Source organism: Dickeya chrysanthemi NCPPB 402 (assembly GCF_000406105.1).
Classification (GTDB): domain Bacteria; phylum Pseudomonadota; class Gammaproteobacteria; order Enterobacterales; family Enterobacteriaceae; genus Dickeya; species Dickeya chrysanthemi.
On record NZ_CM001974.1, the window covers coordinates 192516 to 209743 of the forward strand.

The 17228-nt window shown below is 55.3% G+C and carries 13 protein-coding genes; 8 read left to right on the top strand and 5 right to left on the bottom strand.

The window, feature by feature from the left end; genetic code table 11:
* Positions 1 to 20: 20 nt before the first annotated feature.
* On the bottom strand, positions 21 to 320 hold the full coding sequence (ppiC, locus tag DCH402_RS00975) for a peptidylprolyl isomerase PpiC (protein WP_071604647.1): 300 nt from the start codon (positions 318 to 320) through the stop codon (positions 21 to 23).
* Between the two features lie 166 nt (positions 321 to 486).
* On the opposite strand from ppiC, the gene rep reads away from it, so the two are divergent.
* Positions 487 to 2511, top strand: a complete 2025-nt coding sequence (rep, locus tag DCH402_RS00980) for a DNA helicase Rep (RefSeq protein WP_039999101.1) — start codon at positions 487 to 489, stop codon at positions 2509 to 2511.
* A 52-nt stretch (positions 2512 to 2563) separates the two neighbouring features.
* Here rep and DCH402_RS00985 read toward each other — a convergent pair whose 3' ends face one another.
* The 4 genes from DCH402_RS00985 to rhlB form a co-directional block, all read right to left on the bottom strand.
* Positions 2564 to 4372: a glycosyl hydrolase family 28 protein gene (locus tag DCH402_RS00985; RefSeq protein WP_039999104.1), complete on the bottom strand. Its 1809-nt coding sequence runs from the start codon at positions 4370 to 4372 to the stop codon at positions 2564 to 2566.
* Between the two features lie 335 nt (positions 4373 to 4707).
* The gene (locus tag DCH402_RS00990; protein WP_039999106.1) at positions 4708 to 6528 is read right to left on the bottom strand and encodes a glycosyl hydrolase family 28 protein; all 1821 of its coding nucleotides are present in this window, start codon (positions 6526 to 6528) and stop codon (positions 4708 to 4710) included.
* 175 nt (positions 6529 to 6703) lie between these two features.
* Positions 6704 to 8200 (bottom strand): exopolyphosphatase, encoded by a 1497-nt coding sequence (ppx, locus tag DCH402_RS00995; protein ID WP_039999108.1) that lies wholly within the window; start codon positions 8198 to 8200, stop codon positions 6704 to 6706.
* Between the two features lie 7 nt (positions 8201 to 8207).
* The gene (gene rhlB / locus DCH402_RS01000) at positions 8208 to 9494 is read right to left on the bottom strand and encodes an ATP-dependent RNA helicase RhlB (RefSeq protein WP_039999110.1); all 1287 of its coding nucleotides are present in this window, start codon (positions 9492 to 9494) and stop codon (positions 8208 to 8210) included.
* Between the two features lie 119 nt (positions 9495 to 9613).
* Between rhlB and trxA the strand changes: the two genes are divergently transcribed.
* The 7 genes from trxA (at position 9614) to rffC (ending at position 17201) form a co-directional block, all read left to right on the top strand.
* Positions 9614 to 9940 (top strand): thioredoxin TrxA, encoded by a 327-nt coding sequence (gene trxA / locus DCH402_RS01005; protein ID WP_039999112.1) that lies wholly within the window; start codon positions 9614 to 9616, stop codon positions 9938 to 9940.
* A 420-nt stretch (positions 9941 to 10360) separates the two neighbouring features.
* Positions 10361 to 11620: a transcription termination factor Rho gene (gene rho, locus DCH402_RS01010; protein ID WP_039999114.1), complete on the top strand. Its 1260-nt coding sequence runs from the start codon at positions 10361 to 10363 to the stop codon at positions 11618 to 11620.
* Positions 11621 to 11861: 241 nt separating this feature from the next.
* Positions 11862 to 12920, top strand: a complete 1059-nt coding sequence (wecA, locus tag DCH402_RS01015; protein ID WP_040003277.1) for a UDP-N-acetylglucosamine--undecaprenyl-phosphate N-acetylglucosaminephosphotransferase — start codon at positions 11862 to 11864, stop codon at positions 12918 to 12920.
* Between the two features lie 21 nt (positions 12921 to 12941).
* Positions 12942 to 13967, top strand: coding sequence for an ECA polysaccharide chain length modulation protein (gene wzzE, locus DCH402_RS01020; protein ID WP_039999116.1), 1026 nt, complete (start codon positions 12942 to 12944; stop codon positions 13965 to 13967).
* Between the two features lie 80 nt (positions 13968 to 14047).
* On the top strand, positions 14048 to 15178 hold the full coding sequence (gene wecB, locus DCH402_RS01025; protein ID WP_039999118.1) for a non-hydrolyzing UDP-N-acetylglucosamine 2-epimerase: 1131 nt from the start codon (positions 14048 to 14050) through the stop codon (positions 15176 to 15178).
* On the top strand, positions 15175 to 16437 hold the full coding sequence (wecC, locus tag DCH402_RS01030; protein WP_039999120.1) for a UDP-N-acetyl-D-mannosamine dehydrogenase: 1263 nt from the start codon (positions 15175 to 15177) through the stop codon (positions 16435 to 16437). The genes wecB and wecC overlap by 4 nt, the downstream gene beginning before the upstream one ends.
* Positions 16438 to 16484: 47 nt before the next feature.
* On the top strand, positions 16485 to 17201 hold the full coding sequence (rffC, locus tag DCH402_RS01035) for a dTDP-4-amino-4,6-dideoxy-D-galactose acyltransferase (protein WP_039999121.1): 717 nt from the start codon (positions 16485 to 16487) through the stop codon (positions 17199 to 17201).
* Positions 17202 to 17228: the final 27 nt, after the last annotated feature.

Sequence of the window (17228 nt, forward strand, 5' to 3'; positions counted from 1 at the left end):
ATTCGCCGCCTCTACTTCGGTTAGTTACGGTACAACACCTTGATGATGTGGTAGCCGAACTGGGTTTTTACCGGGCCGAAGGGTTTGAGCAGCTCGGAGGAAAACACCGCCTTGTCGAAATCCGGCACCATGTCGCCTTTACGGAATTCTCCCAAATCACCGCCATTACGCTTTGACGGGCAGGTCGAGTGTTTTTTTGCTAACTGCTGGAAATCTGCTCCCTTCTCCAGTTGAGCCAGAATGTCGGTGGCCTGTTGTTCGGTATCCACCAGAATGTGCAATGCTGCCGCGGTATTTGCCATAGTACGCTCCTTGAGCAAAGGGAAAGCCGATGTTGCAAGGCACAGCCTAGCACCCCCTTATCAGGAAAGGAAATGCGGGGCGCGTTCAGAAACGGATTAGCGGAGCCTCGCGCCGGCCCGGACTTTTGCTACACTCCTCTTCTGTTACAATCCCCTTCTGTTTGAACGTCGAGCACGAAATACCATGCGCATGAATCCCAGCCAACAACACGCCGTTGAATTTGTAACCGGTCCCTGTCTGGTGCTGGCCGGGGCGGGATCCGGCAAAACCCGCGTGATTACCCAGAAAATTGCCCACCTGATCCGAGGCTGTGGCTATCAGGCGCGTCATATCGCCGCGGTGACCTTTACCAACAAGGCCGCCCGGGAAATGAAAGAACGTGTGGCGCAGACGCTGGGTCGTCAGGAAACGCGTGGTCTGCTGATTGCGACCTTCCATACACTGGGGCTGGAGATCATCAAGCGCGAATACGCGGCGCTGGGCATGAAATCCAACTTTTCGTTGTTTGACGATCAGGATCAACTGGCGCTGCTCAAAGAGCTGACGGAGCTGTGGCTGCAAAATGACAAAGATTTGCTGCAACAGCTGGTGTCCGCCCTGTCTAACTGGAAAAACGACCTGATTGACCCGGCGCAGGCGGCGGCACAGGCGCGTTCGGAGCGGGACCGGTTGTTCGCGCATTGCTACCGGTTGTATGACGATCATCTGCGTGCCTGCAACGTGCTGGACTTTGATGACCTGATTCTGCTGCCGACGTTGCTGCTCAAACGTAATGAAGAGGTGCGCGAGCGCTGGCAAAACCGTCTGCGTTATCTGCTGGTGGATGAATATCAGGACACCAACACCAGCCAGTACGAACTGGTGAAGTTGCTGGTGGGCAACCGGGCGCGTTTTACCGTGGTGGGCGACGACGACCAGTCGATTTACTCCTGGCGAGGGGCTCGCCCGCAGAACTTGTCGCTGTTGCAGCAGGATTTTCCGCAGTTGCAGGTTGTCAAGCTGGAACAGAATTACCGCTCGTCCGGGCGCATTCTCAAGGCCGCTAACATCCTGATCGCCAACAATCCGCATGTGTTCGAAAAACGGCTTTACTCAGAGCTGGGGTACGGCGAAGAGCTGAAAATCATCACCGCCAATAACGAAGATCATGAGGCCGAGCGGGTGGTGGGCGAGCTGATTGCCCACCACTTTATCCAGAAAACCCAATATGGCGATTACGCTATTCTCTATCGCGGTAATCATCAGTCCCGGCTGTTCGAAAAGGTGCTGATGCAGAACCGTATCCCCTATCGCATTTCCGGCGGTACGTCGTTTTTCTCTCGCCCGGAAATCAAGGATTTGCTGGCTTACTTGCGTGTGCTGACCAACCCGGAAGACGACAGCGCGTTTTTGCGCATCGTGAATACGCCTAAACGTGAAATCGGCCCGGCGACGCTGCAAAAACTGGGCGAGTGGGCCAGGCAGCGTAACCGCAGCCTGTTTAATGCCAGCTTCGATATGGGGCTGAGCCAGACTCTGAGCGGGCGCGGGCTGGAGTCATTGCAGCGTTTCACCCAGTGGATGGGTGACATTGCCCGCCTGGCGGAGCAGGAGCCGGTGAAGGCGGTGCGCGATCTGATCCACGGGCTGGATTACGAAAGCTGGTTGTACGAAACCTCGCCCAGCCCGAAGGCCGCGGAAATGCGCATGAAAAACGTCAATACGCTGTTTACCTGGATGACGGAAATGCTGGAGGGCAGCGATCTGGACGAGCCGATGACGCTGACTCAGGTGGTCACCCGGTTTACCCTGCGCGATATGATGGAGCGTAACGAAGCCGAGGAGGAGTTGGATCAGGTGCAACTGATGACGCTGCACGCCTCCAAAGGGCTGGAGTTTCCTTACGTGTATCTGGTCGGCATGGAAGAAGGATTGTTGCCGCACCAGACCAGCATCGACGAGGACAATGTCGACGAGGAGCGCCGTCTGGCCTACGTCGGTATCACCCGGGCTCAGAAAGAGTTAACGTTCACCCTGTGCCGCGAGCGGCGGCAATACGGCGAGTTGATCCGCCCGGAGCCCAGTCGTTTTTTGCTGGAACTGCCGCAGGATGATGTGATGTGGGAAACCGAACGCAAAGTCGTCAGCCCGCAGGAGCGGATGCAGAAAGGGCAGAACCATCTGGCGAACCTACGCGCTCAATTGGCGAAGGCCAGAGACAAAGGCTAACACGGGAAGCGGATACGCCGGGCGCCATGGCCCGGCGTGTTGAGGCTTACCGTCAGGGGGTGACGGTTTTACCGTCTACGGTCACGTTTTTCACGGTACCGAATTTCCACGGTGAAGAGCCGCTGCGCAGATTGCTGAACGTCAGGTTGTTGAACTGGCTGTCGCTCAGGTCGCTGATTGACGTCGGGCTTACGCCGCTGAGTTTCATGTTGCTGAAGATAAACTGGCTATGCCAGATATCTTTGCTGCTGTCGCCGGTGATCTCAATCGCCGGGTTTGAGCCGGTACTGTCCTGCACGGTGACGTTTTTGACGGTGAAGTCATAGAATCGTGCGGGCACTTTGGCCGGGGTATAGTCGATGGTGCCGTTGTTGTCGGCGTAACTTAACGTCACGATGACGGCCTGTTTGGCCAGGTTTTTCATCGCGCTGTTGCGGAACACGATGCCATGTGCGCCGCCGCCGATGGCCGGGGCGCTCTTGGCGCGCAGACCCACATCGTTCTGGGTTATCACGTTGTTTTCCGCCAGAACATCGACAATCCCTGCGCCGGTGTGGCTGCCTAACACCACAGCGCCGTGGCCGTGACGGAAAAAGTTGTTGAACAACCAGGCGTTTTGCGAAGGCTCTTGCTTCTGTGCGTCCTGGCCCATCCCTGCTGCGAAGTTGATGCTATCGTCCCCGGTATCGAACACGCTGTTGAATACCATGATGTTTTGGCTGTTGCCAAATTCGACGCCATCGCCATTGTTGGCATTGAACGTCTGGTGGATAACGCTGTTTTCCACCACATTCTCGCTTTCCAGGAACATGATGCCGTGGTTAGCTGGGTTGCGGATGGTGACATCGGCGATATAAGCGTTTTGGACGCCGCGTAGGGTGACCAAACTGGAGCGGCGCTGGCTGTAGGCGGTTTTGGTATCCATGCCGGTAGCCACGGCCGCCGCAACCTGGTTTTTCGCCAGAATGCCATCTTTGCTCACTTTGCTGTTATCACTCTTCACGTACTGCGGCAGGGTATTGCCCAGTTCATCTTTGGCATCCGCACTGCGTTTCCAGCCGTTGCCGTCGATAATGCCTTTACCGACGATACGGATGTTTTTAAAGGTGCCCACAGCCGAGCTGTTTTTATCGATAGCGTTCAGCAGTGAAGCAGGGCGTACCTGCGAGACGTAGCTATAAATTTTATACGCATCGGGATAGTCGGCCGCATTATCCGACCCCAGCAGCGTTGCACCTTGCAACAGATTCAGCGTCATATCGCTTTTCAGCCACAGAGCGCCGGTTTTGAACACCCCGGCCGGAACGTCGATACGGCAACCGGTTGGGCAGGCGTCAATCGCTTTCTGAATCGCGCTGGTATTGAGCGTAGTGCCGTCGCCTTTGGCGCCGTACTGGGTGATGTTGATGACTTTGGGTACAGCGGTGGTGGTGGTGGTAACTGTGTTACTGTCGTTCGAAGTTGTGCCATCGGCATAGACTGTACGAACGGTAAACTGATAATCGGTGCCGGCTTTCAGACCATCGACTTTAGCGTTTTGCAGGACAATTCGGTGGTGAAAATTCGCGGCGTCACTTTTGTAGAACGCACTGATGTACGGTTTGGCCGGCGAGTTTTTGTCATTATTTTGGCTGGCGAGTCCAATCAACTGGCCATTTTGGTAAATCTGATAGTCGGTAATGTTGGACGTGTCTTCCGGCGTGTCCCACACCAGCATGACGCTATGGTCGTCGTAAGACAGTGTGGGAATCTGGAGTTTTTGCGGTGCCTGAGCCGTTGCCGCCAGTGCTGGTGTACTCATCAGGCATGTGGCTACTATCGAGGCAAGGGCCGAACGACGTGAAAATGTGATGACTTTCATCCTTGTTCCTTAGTTCTCTTTTAAATTGATGGCGGTGTTTTATCCGTGTGGGATGTTTTTTTCAAAATACTATTTTATAAAAATACATCCCGTATTTCTTTTTTCCCCGGAAGGGATCACAAATCAATCGAGGGGATAAAAGAAAGGGGTAACCAATTGTTACCCCTAACCGATTGTTACCCCTTCTTGCGGTTAAGATGGCCGTTGGCGTCGACAGGCCGATCCGACGAGCTTGTGCTGGTGATGCCACCACCAGCACAAGCCCGCGACGGCGTTTAAAGAAAAACGCCGGGTCTGCCCCTACAGTTGTCAGTCATCAGGTCGTACTGTTGCCATCAATGAGCAGGGGGTACGGCTTGTCCATTTACCGTGACATTTTTCACTGCGCTGAATTTCCACGGTGATGAGCCTGCTCTCAGGTTGCTGAAGGTAACATTATTAAACTGACTATCCGTCAAATGGCTGATTGAGGTCGGCATGATGTTGGTGAGCTTCATGTTGAAGAAATTCAACTGGCTGTTCCAGACTTCGTGAGTACTGTTGCCCTCGATTTGAATTGACGGGCTGCTGTCGATGATATTCTGTACCGTGACATTTTTGACGGTAAAGTGATGGAAGCTGGCCGGTACGCTGGCTGGGGTATATCTAGTAGAACTATTGGCATCCACGTAATTCAATGTGACTAAAACCGCCTGCGTCGCCAGATTTGCCATCGCGTTATTACGGAAGATAATGTCGTGCGCGCCGCCGCCGATGTCTGGCGAACTTTTGGCACGCAAGCCAATATCGGTTTGATTCATCACGTTATTCTCCGCCAGTACATTGATAATGCCTGCACTGGTATGGCTGCCCATGACTACGGCACCGTGGCCGTGGCGGAAGTAGTTATTAAACAGCCAGGCATTTTGGGCAGGGTTTTGTTTTTGGGCCTCTTGCCCGAGGCCCGCCGCAAAATTGATACAGTCATCACCGGTATCGAACACACTGTTTAACACCATGATATCCTGACTGTTTGTGAACTCGACGCCATCGCTGTTATTGGCATTGAAGGTCTGGTGAGTGACGCCATTTTCAATCAAGTTCCGGCCACCAATGAACACGATGCTGTGATTGGACGGATTGCGGATCGTGATATCGGCAAGGTAGGCGTTCTGGACGCCGTGCAGGGTGATCAGGTTGGAACGATACTGGCTGTAAGCGGTTTTGAGGGCTATGCCTTTCGCCAGCGCCGCCGCTACCTGATTTTTTGCCAGAATGCCGTCCTGGCTGACATTGCTATTGTTGCTCTTTACATATTGCGGCAGGCTGTTACCCAATTCATCTTGGCTATCGATGCCGTGTTTCCAGCCGCTGCCGTCAATGATACCGTTGCCGACGATACGGACATTTTGAAACACTCCAGCTTTAGAACCGGGTTTACTGTCAGCATTTAGCAGCGAGACTGGTAGCATCTTTGCTGAATTATTGCTCATGGTGTAAACGTCTGGGTAATCTGCGGCTTGGTCGGAACCAAACAGGGTCGCACCTTTTGACAGATACAGCGTCATGTTGCTTTTCACCCACAGGGCACCGGTTTTGTATATCCCAGGTGGTACATTAACCCAACAGCCTGGCGGACAGGCATCAATCGCTCGTTGGATCGCACTGGTATTCAACGTGGTGCCATCGCCTTTGGCACCGTAATGGGTAATGTCGATAACCAGTGGTCTAGCGGTGGTGGTGACCGTGACCCCATTGCTGTCAGTAGAGACACTGCCGTCGGTATGGACTGCCCGTACCGTAAACTGGTAGCTGGTACTGGGTTGTAGTCCTTCGATTTTCGAGCTTTGCATCACCACTCTGTGGTGAAAATGGCCGACATCGTTTTTATAAAATGCATTGATATATGGTTTGGCCGGCGAGTGCTGGTCGTTATTCTGGCTAGCGGGCCCGATAGGTAGGCCATTTCGGAGGATTTGGTAATCGGCGATAGCGGATGTATCTTCTGGCGTATGCCAGACTAACACCACGCTGTGGTCATCGAGAGACGGCGCAAGCGCCTGTAAGACTGGCGTTATTGGCTCACTTGTCGGCATAGCCTGAACCTGATTGCTGAACAGATATACCGACGTTATCAACACCAGAGTATGGTGCTGTGAAAATCTGATGGCTTTCATCTGTTTTCCCTTTTTCCCGAAATCAAGTAGCTGATCAGTATTTCATACAGAGAGATGCATATTTTTAAGACGTCGTGTTCGACAAAATAGGCATCGCATTCCTATTTCAGAAATCGAGTAAATAATAGTCAATGAGATGAAGAGAGGGGTAACCAATTGTTACCCCTTCTTGCCGTCAGATGGCGTGTTCTTCGATGGTGAGCTGCCAGTGAACATAGCTCTGCCACAGGCTTTCCTGCGATAGGGCTTCGGTTCTCAGCGGGTGTTGATCGAGCCAGCCAGCGGGTAGGATGACGCGCAGGCTTTCGCCTTCCACCCGTAGCCGAACGGCTGGCAGCGTGTCGTCGCGTCGGCGGCTGGCAAAGATAATCGCCAGTCGCAGCAGGCGGCATAACCGCTGTGCCAGATTAACCGGCAGGGCGTTTTGTTGAGTTAGCGGAATAGGATCGATGGTATTGCTTTGGTTTTGCAGGAGCGTCGCCAGGAGTTTTTTCTGGGCGGGTGTAAAACCGGGTAGATCGCTGTTGCGAACCAGATAGGCGGCATGCAACGGCGCCTGACGAAAATCGACGCTCAGGCCGATTTCATGAATCAGACAGGCGCTACTCAGTAATTCTCGACATCGTCCATCCAATTGCCAATCACGCGCAACCTGTTGCAGAAAATTGTCCGCCAGCTGCCTGACTCGTTGTGCCTGTTCGCCATCCAGCAGGTAACGGCGTTGCAAGTTTTGCAATGTACGGTGGCGAATATCCTGCGCAATCGGCAGGTGCAGCATACCGTAGACCAGACCCTCCCGCAGCGCGCCGCCTGCCAGTGTCATCGAATCGATGTCCAGTTCCTGAAAGATTGCCAGCAAGATCGACAAACCGCTGGGAAACACTAACGCTCGCTCCAGCGTCAGCCCTTCAATTTCCAGCTCTTCCAGTTTGCTGCACTGAATTGCGCGCTGTTTCAACTGGCGCAGTTTACCGAGGGTGATGTATTCGTCCATCCCCTGCGCCACCATGATTTCCTGCAACGCCTGTACGGTACCGGATGCGCCGACGCAAATCTGCCAGCCCTGTCGGCGCAGGATATCTTTCACCGGTTGTAGCATTTCACGGGCGGCTTGTTCGGCCCGATCAAAATGCGCCACGGTCAGATCGCGATCGGTAAAGTAGCGTTCCAGCCAGGTGACGCACCCCATCGGCAGGCTGAATAGCTGGGTGTGGTGGGCGCCGGTGCCGGTCGCCAGCTCGGTGCTGCCGCCGCCGATATCCACCACCAGCCGCTGTTCCGGCCCGCCGGTGGTATGGGCAACGCCCTGATAGATTAGCCGTGCTTCTTCTTCGCCGCTGATAACCTGAATCGGCAGGCCCAGGATGTGCCGGGCTCGATCAAGGAATTCGTCGGCGTTGGTGGCCAGCCGCAACGTGGCCGTCGCCACTACCCGCACCTGTTGCGCCGGAATATCCTGCAACCGTTCGGAAAACAGCGCCAGGCATTGCCAGCCGCGCTGCATTGCCTCGGGTGAGAGACGATTATTGGCATCCAGCCCGGCGGCAAGCCGGACTTTGCGCTTGATGCGAGCCAGCGTCTGTACGCTGCCTGCCACCTCGCGCACCACCAGCATATGAAAACTGTTGGACCCTAAATCAATCGCGGCGTAAAGAGAAGAAGCGCTCGGCATCGGCAACTCAACCCGGTCGTTTTCGATTGTTACGGGGCGCACCGCTGCGACGAGGCGCGCCGGGACGACGAGGACCACCGCTGGTACGCGGACGGCTCAAGCGTTTAGGCTCAGGCAATCCGGTCATCAGCGCTTCGCTGCTGTATTTGCTCACCGGGATATGATGGCCGATATAGTCTTCAATGGCGGGCAGATTCAGCGCGTATTCTTCACAGGCCAGGCTGATGGACACACCGCTGGCACCCGCACGTCCGGTACGGCCGATGCGATGGACGTAATCTTCGCAATCGTCGGGCAGGTCGTAGTTGAATACATGGGTGACGGCCGGAATATGCAAGCCACGCGCCGCCACATCGGTAGCCACCAGAATATCCAGATTGCCCTGGGTGAATTCTTCCAGAATACGCAGCCGTTTTTTCTGCGCCACGTCGCCGGTCAGCAAGCCGACGCGGTGACCATCGGCGGCCAGATGGCCCCAGATATCTTCGCAACGGTGCTTGGTGTTGGCGAACACGATGCAGCGATCCGGCCACTCTTCCTCGATCAACGTTTGCAGCAGGCGCATCTTCTCTTCATTGGAAGGGTAGAATAGTTCTTCCTTGATGCGATGACCGGTTTTCTGCTCCGGTTCCACTTCGACGTATTCGGCGTTGTTCATCTGCTCAAACGCCAGTTCCCGCACGCGGTAGGACAAGGTGGCGGAAAACAGCATGTTCAGGCGTTGATTGGCCGACGGCATGCGGCGGAACAACCAGCGGATGTCCTTGATAAAGCCAAGATCGTACATGCGGTCGGCTTCATCCAGCACCACCACCTGAATGGCGCCCATATTAACGTGGTTCTGCTTGGTGTAATCGATTAAACGACCGGTGGTGCCAATCAGAATATCGACGCCGTCTTCCAGCACTTTCAGCTGTTTGTCGTAGCCGTCGCCGCCGTAAGCCAGCCCCAACCGCAGGCCGGTCGCCTTTGCCAGCGCTTCGGCATCGGTATGGATCTGTACTGCCAGTTCACGTGTCGGCGCCATAATCAGGGCGCGGGGTTGATTGGCCTGGCGTTCGGTGGAATTGGGGTGAGTTAACAAATAATGAAATGTAGACGCCAGAAACGCCAGCGTCTTGCCTGTTCCTGTTTGCGCCTGGCCCGCTACGTCACGGCCTGACAGGGTCAGCGGCAACGCCAGCGCCTGAATGGGCGTGCAGTTATGAAAGCCTTTTTTTTCAAGAGCTTCAATAACCTGCGGATGCAGTGCGAAGTCGGAAAACTTCTGTTCGGTTAAGTGTGTTTTGCTCATAGCGTGGTAGAATATCAGTTAACTATTGCTTTACGAAAGCGTATCCAGTGAAATAAAGTCAACCTCATAGTTGGTTAATGCTACACCAACTGGGTAGAGACAATCCTGCGGAGTAAAACATGAGCGATAAAATTATTCATCTGACAGACGACAGCTTCGAGACGGACGTATTGCGGTCTGAACATGCAACACTGGTTGATTTCTGGGCTGACTGGTGTGGTCCCTGTAAAATGATTGCTCCGATTCTGGATGAGATCGCCGATGAGTTCGATGGCAAACTGAAAATCGCCAAGCTCAACATCGATGACAACCCGGCTACCGCGCCGAAATACGGTATCCGTGGTATCCCGACGCTGTTGCTGTTCAAAAACGGCGAAGTCGCCGCAACAAAAGTCGGCGCGTTGTCCAAGGGCCAATTGAAAGAGTTTCTGAACGCTAATCTGTAATCCGTCACCTACGCTTTCCTGGGCGGCAGGGGGGGATGAGATTTTCTCATTCTGACCGCTGGACGCCCACCGGGAAGCGTGCTAGATTCGTCAATACTGCATATCGTACTTACCTTATAGTTTGAGCCCTTAGGCTTGAGCCTGAAGTTAGAATCTAAAGTTTTATCCCATATCAGATTCGGAAATCATTAATTTTCAATGCGTTAGTGCCCTTTCTGGCGATCTGATAGTTTTACATTAATTTAGTTTTACGGTGTCTTCGACCTTTTGTCATGTGTGTGCGTAGCATCAGTGCCATTGAGCCTGAGCAACACGCAACACAATGCCGACGATTGAAGGCTGTTAAGCGGCATGGATGTTCCTGCCATACCATTCACGTTAATAGTTCGAGATTTACCCCGAGTTTAAGAACCCACCATTATGAATCTTACCGAATTAAAAAATACGCCAGTGTCTGAGTTAATTACTCTTGGCGAAAATATGGGGCTGGAGAATCTGGCTCGCATGCGTAAACAGGATATTATTTTCGCTATCCTCAAGCAGCACGCGAAAAGTGGTGAAGACATCTTTGGCGATGGCGTACTGGAAATATTGCAGGATGGTTTTGGTTTCCTCCGCTCCGCAGACAGTTCCTACCTCGCCGGCCCTGATGATATCTACGTTTCCCCCAGCCAAATCCGACGCTTCAACCTCCGCACTGGCGACACCATTTCCGGTAAGATTCGTCCTCCGAAAGAAGGTGAACGCTATTTCGCGCTGTTGAAGGTTAACGAAGTTAACTATGACAAACCGGAAAATGCCCGCAGCAAAATCCTGTTTGAAAACCTGACGCCGCTGCACGCCAATTCGCGTCTGCGTATGGAGCGCGGCAACGGTTCTACCGAAGATCTGACCGCTCGCGTGCTGGATCTGGCCGCCCCGATCGGCCGTGGGCAGCGTGGCTTGATCGTCGCGCCGCCGAAAGCCGGTAAAACCATGCTGCTGCAAAACATCGCTCAGAGCATCGCTTACAATCATCCTGATTGTGTGCTGATGGTGCTGCTGATTGATGAGCGTCCTGAAGAAGTGACGGAAATGCAGCGTCTGGTGAAAGGGGAAGTGGTCGCGTCAACCTTCGACGAACCCGCCTCACGCCATGTTCAGGTTGCCGAAATGGTGATCGAGAAAGCCAAGCGCCTGGTTGAGCACAAAAAAGACGTGATTATTCTGTTGGACTCGATCACCCGTCTGGCCCGTGCTTACAACACCGTGGTGCCGGCATCCGGCAAAGTGCTGACCGGTGGTGTCGACGCCAACGCCCTGCATCGTCCGAAGCGTTTCTTCGGTGCGGCCCGTAACGTTGAGGAAGGCGGCAGCCTGACCATCATCGCCACCGCGCTGATCGATACCGGCTCGAAGATGGACGAAGTGATTTACGAAGAGTTCAAGGGCACCGGTAACATGGAATTGCACCTGTCTCGTAAGATTGCTGAAAAACGCGTGTTCCCGGCCATCGACTACAACCGCTCCGGTACCCGTAAGGAAGAGCTGTTGACCACGTCCGAAGAGCTGCAGAAGATGTGGATTCTGCGCAAGATTATCCATCCGATGGGTGAAACCGATGCGATGGAGTTCCTGATCAACAAACTGGCGATGACCAAAACCAACGACGAATTCTTCGATATGATGAAACGTTCGTAACCGGTTATGCCATAGATGCCATAAAAGAAAACGCCACACGCCACGATACCGTGGCGTTTTTTTTGTTTCTGTCCGGGCGGTTTTATCTGTGTTGGCGGACATGCAGTGTCTTTGAGCTCGCACCTCATCATGTTTTGTTACCCGAACGCGCAGGAACTTTCTGAAAAATTTGGTAAATTAGCGGCGGCTGGCATAATTCCCGGTAGTATCATCAGGCACTGATAAGCGTGAATAAATCATGATGAATGCTCAATTAGTCGCCGTATTCCTGTGTTCTTTCTGCTCTCTGCTGCTGGCGCGCAACGTGGCGAGAAAAACCGGTCTGGTTGACAGACCAAACCACCGTAAACGCCACCATGGCGCCGTGCCGTTGGTTGGTGGAATCTCTGTTTACATCGGCGTTTGCCTGTTGCCGTTGCTTATTCCTGAACCGATTCCCCATTTCCTGATTTACCTGATGTGTTCAGGTCTGCTGGTGATGGTGGGTGTGCTTGATGATCGCTTTGATCTCAGCATTGGCGTACGGCTTGCCGTACAGGCCGTCGTGGCCATATTGATGATGGCGCTGGCTGGCCTTATGTTACAGCACCTGGGGTCTATTTTGGGGCCGGCCTGGGATATCGCGCTGGGGCCGGTTCGTTATTTTATGACGCTGGTGGTGGTGTGGGCGGCTATCAATGCCTTTAACATGGTCGATGGTATCGATGGCTTGCTGGGCGGGGTGTCCGGTGTGTTGTTCGCAGGGCTCGGTTTGTTGTTTTATCACCACGGTAATCGTGTGCTGGCGTTATGGAGTTTCGCCATGCTTGCCGCCACCTTGCCGTACATTCTGTTGAATCTTGAGTGTCTGGGGCGGCGTTATAAAGTGTTTATGGGGGACGCGGGCAGTACCATGATTGGCTTTACCGCTATCTGGTTGCTGTTGCAGGGTTCTCAGGGGCCGGTCAGCGTCATCCGGCCGGTTACCGCGTTGTGGGTTATCGCTATTCCGTTGATGGATATGGTAGCGATTGTCTATCGCCGGTTGCGTAAAGGCACGAGCCTGTTCTCGCCGGATCGCCAGCATATCCACCATTTGCTTATGCGGGCGGGGTTGACGCCCGGTCAGGCTTGTTTGTTGATTACGCTGGTTGCGGCGTTGCTGGCTGGCGTGGGCATCGTCGGCGAGATGTTGGCTGTGCCTGAGTCCGTGATGTTCGTGCTGTTTCTGTTGGTGTTCGGCGGTTATGGCTACTGTATTAAGCGGGCGTGGCGGGTGGCGCGTGTTGTCCGGCGCTGGCGAAGTCATCGTTATTGTTGATGAATCAATGCGGGAAACGTAATGAAACGGGAAATATCCCCTCAGGCGGTGTCGTTGGATAATGAACTGGACATTCGTCGGCTCTGCCGCGTGCTCTGGCAAGGCAAGCGCTGGATTGTCGGCTCGGCGGCGTTGTTTATTCTGTCGGCGCTGGTGTATTCCTGGATGGTGTTGCCGGTGTGGCGCGCTACCGCAGTTACCGATAAACCGGCGGCGGCCATGTTGTCGACGTTTTTCGAGCAACAACAGTGGCTACGCTCGTTGGATACGTCGGCTACCGCCGTGTCGGATGGTAATGCCATCGTAGCGGATGCCTATACCGAATTCGCGATGCAGGCTGGCGCTTACGATACCCGTCGTGAGTTCTGGCTACAGTCGCCTTATTACCGCGAGCGTCAGCAAGGGGATGGCAAGGCGGATGCCGTTCTGCTGGATACGCTTATCAACGATATTCAGTTTGTGCCGCACGATGACGCCAAAAAAACCAACGATACCCTCAGGCTGGCGGCCGATAACCCGCAAGACGCCAGCAACCTGTTGCGACAATATGTGCAGTTTGCCAACCAGCGTGCGGTTAATCATTTGAATCAAAATCTGGCTGGGCGTTGGGCGGCACGCATTCGGTTTGAACATGCCTGGTTGCAGCGGGAAGAAGCGGTCGCGCGTGCGGCCTATGACCAGGATCTGCGCCGCGTGATGCAAGCACTCGCCATTGCCCGTCAGCAAGGCATTTCGCAGCCGAAGGATGAAGCGCCGCCAGACTCGGCGCTGTTTTTGCAGGGCGTGAGCGGGTTACAGGTGCGTCTGGATGTGCTGAAAGCGAACGGGCCGGTATTCGATGCCGATTACGCGCCGCGTCAGGCGGTGCTGGCGATGCTGGAAAGCGGCCCGGCGCTGGCTGAGCGGTATCAGACCTACCGCTATCTGCATACGCCGGAAGAGCCGGTTCAGCGCGAGAGTCCGCGCCGTGGTTTTCTGCTGCTGATGTGGGGCAGTATCGGCCTGCTGGTCGGCGCCGGATTGGCGCTGGCGCGGCGTACCCGTTAAGTGAACAGGGTGTTGATGGCGATATGGGCCGGTCATCCCTTTTTTGCCGTGGCGGCAAACCGGAATAAAGAGAGTCATCAGTGAAAGTCTTGACGGTCTTCGGCACTCGCCCTGAAGCGATAAAAATGGCGCCGATAATACGGGCGATGTCGCAGGATACTTTCTTTGAATCCCGCGTCTGTGTGACGGCGCAACATCGTGACATGCTTGATCAGGTACTGCGTCTGTTTGAGATTACGCCGGATTACGACCTGAATATTATGCAGCCGGATCAGGGGCTGGTGGAGATTTCCTCTCGTATTCTCTCGGGTTTGGGGCCGGTATTAACCGCGTTCCAGCCTGACCTGATGCTGGTGCACGGTGATACCACGACCACGCTGATGGCCAGCCTGGCGGCGTTTTACCACCATGTTCCGGTTGCTCATGTCGAGGCCGGGTTGCGTACCGGCATGCTGACGTCTCCGTGGCCGGAAGAGGCTAACCGGCTACTGACGGGCCGCCTGGCTGCCTATCACTTTGCACCGACGACCACTGCGCGACGCAATTTGCGGCGAGAGCAGGTGCCGTCTTCCCGTATCTGGGTAACGGGCAATACGGTCATTGACGCCTTGTTCTGGGTTCGGGATCGGATCACCGATGACAAGGCATTGCACGCTCAGTTGCAGGAAAGGTATCGCTTTCTGGACCCGGCGCGAAAAATGATGCTGGTCACCAGCCATCGGCGGGAAAGTTTCGGCGAAGGGATGGAGCGAATTTGTCACGCGCTGGCGGCGCTGGCCCATCATCATCCGGATATTCAGATTGTGTATCCGGTACACCGTAATCCCCATGTCAGGGAGCCGGTTCAGCGTATCCTCCACGGCATTGATAACGTATTTCTGATAACGCCGCAGGACTATTTGCCGTTCGTCTATCTTATGCATCGTGCCTGGCTGATTCTGACGGACTCCGGAGGGATTCAGGAGGAAGCGCCTTCACTTGGAAAACCGGTGCTGGTGATGCGCGAGACAACCGAGAGGCCGGAGGCGCTGGCGGCCGGCACCGTGCGACTGGTGGGAACCGATACCGCCACGATTGTGCGTGAGGTGTCCCGGCTGTTGGCGGATGCCGCCCTGTATCAGGCGATGAGCTATGCCCACAACCCTTATGGCGATGGAGTGGCCAGCCAGCGAATTCTTTCCGTTTTGAAACAACACCGGGTGACTGCATGAGTTTTAATCGTATCTGTGTGCTGGGGCTGGGATATATCGGCCTGCCGACTGCTGCGGTGTTGGCTGCACGGCAACAGGCTGTTTTTGGCGTGGATGTGAACCCGCACGTGGTGGAGACTATCAACCGGGGCCATACTCATATCGCAGAGCCGGGATTAGCGCAGGCGGTGCAGCAGGCAGTGGCGCAAGGATATTTACAGGCCGGCAGTCATCCGGTATCGGCACAGGCCTTTCTCATCGCAGTGCCGACCCCGTTAACAGCGGGCCATCAGCCGGACGTCTCGTTTATTGACGCCGCCGCGTTGTCGCTGGCGCCGGTGTTGAAGCCGGGAGATGTGGTGATTCTGGAATCCACCTCGCCGGTCGGCACCACCGAGCGGATGGCTGCCAGGCTGGCGCAGGCGCGCCCGGACCTGAGCTTTCCCCAGCAGGCCGGCGTTGCGTCAGATATCCGCATCGCTTATTGTCCGGAACGGGTGTTGCCCGGCCGCATCATGGCGGAGCTGCTTAGTCAGGATCGGGTGATTGGCGGAATGACGCCGCGTTGCGCAGCGCGGGCCAGCGAGTTGTATCGCCTTTTCCTTGACGGGGAATGTGTGATGACGGATGCGCGAACGGCAGAAATGTGCAAGCTGACGGAAAACAGCTTTCGGGATGTGAATATTGCATTTGCCAATGAATTATCGCTGATTTGCGCCGAACAGCAGATCGATGTGTGGGCGTTGATTCAACTGGCTAACCGCCACCCGCGCGTCAATATTTTGCAGCCGGGGCCGGGTGTGGGCGGTCACTGCATCGCGGTTGACCCCTGGTTTATCGTGGCGCAGCACCCGCAGCAGGCACGTCTTATTCGTACCGCCCGCGAGGTGAATGACGCCAAACCGGGCTGGGTGGTGGATCAGGTGAAAATCAGGGTGGCGGACGCGCTGGCGCAGGAAGGGAAATCCGCTCGTGAGCTGCGCATTGCCTGTCTGGGGCTGACATTCAAGCCCGATGTGGAAGACCTGCGCGAGAGCCCGGCGCTGGCAATCGCGGAACAGGTTGCCGAATGGCATGTCGGCCCAACCTGGGTGGTTGAGCCTTATATCCGGCAGTTACCGCCGGGTTTGCAGGGAAAAGCGGAGTTGGTGAATAGCGATCGCGCGCTGAGTGAGGCGGATATGCTGGTGTTGCTGGTGGATCACCGGCAGTTCAGGGCGATTGCCCCTGAACAGGTAGCGCAACGTTGGGTGGTGGACACCAAAGGCGTCTGGCGGTGAAGCGGCGTCGGTGACCTCTGTTGATTCTGCGTTAACCGGAGTGACCTATGCCTGTTCGTGCTGAGATTTGTGCCGAAATTGAACCGCTGGTTTGGGAAAGTGAGTTTTTTCAGCGTATTAGCGGAAGACTGAGCTTCGCCGACGCCGCACCGCCGTTAACCTCCGCGGATCTGGATCGCTATGAGTTATGCCAGGCCAAACTGGCGGCAGGCGATTTGGCAACGGCCGATGCGTTGTCAGCGCTGGGATTCCGGTTAGCGGAAGGCGAAGTGGATTTCAGTATGCCGGTTGTACCCGCCGCCCGTGCCGTGTTTGCCGTCGGCGTGCGTGAGGCTGAAGTGGGCGATATCCCGGCGCTGCGGGCGGCGGCGGCGAAAAGTTTTGTGCTGAGCCGGTTCCGATCGCCGTGGTATCGACCGGATGATTGCGGGCGGTTTTACGCCCGTTGGGTGGAGAAGGCGGTCTATGGCACTTTTGATGACGCCTGTCTGGTGCTGGGGGGACAAGGCGGCCCGCTGCAAGGTTTTGTGACGCTACGCCAGACATCACCGAACGCGGCGCGCATCGGCGTGTTATCCGCCTGGCCGGGGATGACCGGCCAGGGGATTGGTCAGCGGTTGATGCAGGTGGCGCGGGTCTGGTGCCAGCAGCGCGGCATTCGCCGGTTGACGGTGGCGACCCAAACCAGCAATCTGGCGGCATTACGGCTCTATCTGCGCAGCGGTGCGCGGGTGGAGAGCACCGCTTACTGGTTTTATCGATAAAGGTTGTGCTGATGACGGCCCCGCGGG

What these genes read in the sequence shown, in the direction of transcription:
- rep (WP_039999101.1), top strand. Translation starts at nt 487, where the DNA reads ATGCGCATGAATCCCAGCCAACAACACGCCGTTGAATTTGTAACCGGT.
- DCH402_RS00985 (WP_039999104.1), bottom strand. Translation starts at nt 4,372, where the DNA reads ATGAAAGTCATCACATTTTCACGTCGTTCGGCCCTTGCCTCGATAGTA.
- DCH402_RS00990 (WP_039999106.1), bottom strand. Translation starts at nt 6,528, where the DNA reads ATGAAAGCCATCAGATTTTCACAGCACCATACTCTGGTGTTGATAACG.
- ppx (WP_039999108.1), bottom strand. Translation starts at nt 8,200, where the DNA reads ATGCCGAGCGCTTCTTCTCTTTACGCCGCGATTGATTTAGGGTCCAAC.
- rhlB (WP_039999110.1), bottom strand. Translation starts at nt 9,494, where the DNA reads ATGAGCAAAACACACTTAACCGAACAGAAGTTTTCCGACTTCGCACTG.
- trxA (WP_039999112.1), top strand. Translation starts at nt 9,614, where the DNA reads ATGAGCGATAAAATTATTCATCTGACAGACGACAGCTTCGAGACGGAC.
- rho (WP_039999114.1), top strand. Translation starts at nt 10,361, where the DNA reads ATGAATCTTACCGAATTAAAAAATACGCCAGTGTCTGAGTTAATTACT.
- wecA (WP_040003277.1), top strand. Translation starts at nt 11,862, where the DNA reads ATGAATGCTCAATTAGTCGCCGTATTCCTGTGTTCTTTCTGCTCTCTG.
- wzzE (WP_039999116.1), top strand. Translation starts at nt 12,942, where the DNA reads ATGAAACGGGAAATATCCCCTCAGGCGGTGTCGTTGGATAATGAACTG.
- wecC (WP_039999120.1), top strand. Translation starts at nt 15,175, where the DNA reads ATGAGTTTTAATCGTATCTGTGTGCTGGGGCTGGGATATATCGGCCTG.
- rffC (WP_039999121.1), top strand. Translation starts at nt 16,485, where the DNA reads ATGCCTGTTCGTGCTGAGATTTGTGCCGAAATTGAACCGCTGGTTTGG.